This is a genomic window from Pantoea sp. BAV 3049 (assembly GCF_009765445.1).
Taxonomy (GTDB): domain Bacteria; phylum Pseudomonadota; class Gammaproteobacteria; order Enterobacterales; family Enterobacteriaceae; genus Erwinia.
Genome location: NZ_WHOY01000022.1, coordinates 1 through 406, shown reverse-complemented (window position 1 = coordinate 406; position 406 = coordinate 1). Strand labels below are relative to the sequence as shown.

Here is a 406-nt window from a genome sequence, read left to right as displayed (position 1 = left end):
TGAAGTTGACCGGCCAGCAGTAACTTTATGCGCGTTCTGTCTGGCCGGAACCCTTTCCCTGGCGTTGGTAGAATCAGCAGCTTAACCTGCCGGTTATATGTTTGTTACCATTCCGATGACCCGATGTATTATATGTTGCATTAAATGAACGGTAAGTTGTGTTTAAGTCTTATGGAGGCCTGTGCTTAAGTTCAGGCGTTTTTACGTAAAGGAGAGTCAGACCAGATGGAGCCTGTATGTTTTCTGCTTTCAGTGAAAATCCGACGATAATGGAAACGCTCCGGGACTATATTGACAGGAAGCTGTCCCCGTTTCCCGGCGCAGAATATGCCTATACCGTCGTAAGCAAGAAAAATCCGTCCAGGGTGCTGATTATCTCCAGTTATCCGGATGAATGGGTTGAGCT

At 46.8% G+C, this 406-nt stretch carries 1 pseudogene; it reads left to right on the top strand.

What is annotated here, in order from left to right:
- Window positions 1–236: 236 nt before the first annotated feature.
- A pseudogene (locus GSQ70_RS25880) lies at window positions 237–406 on the top strand (autoinducer binding domain-containing protein); the annotation flags it as partial.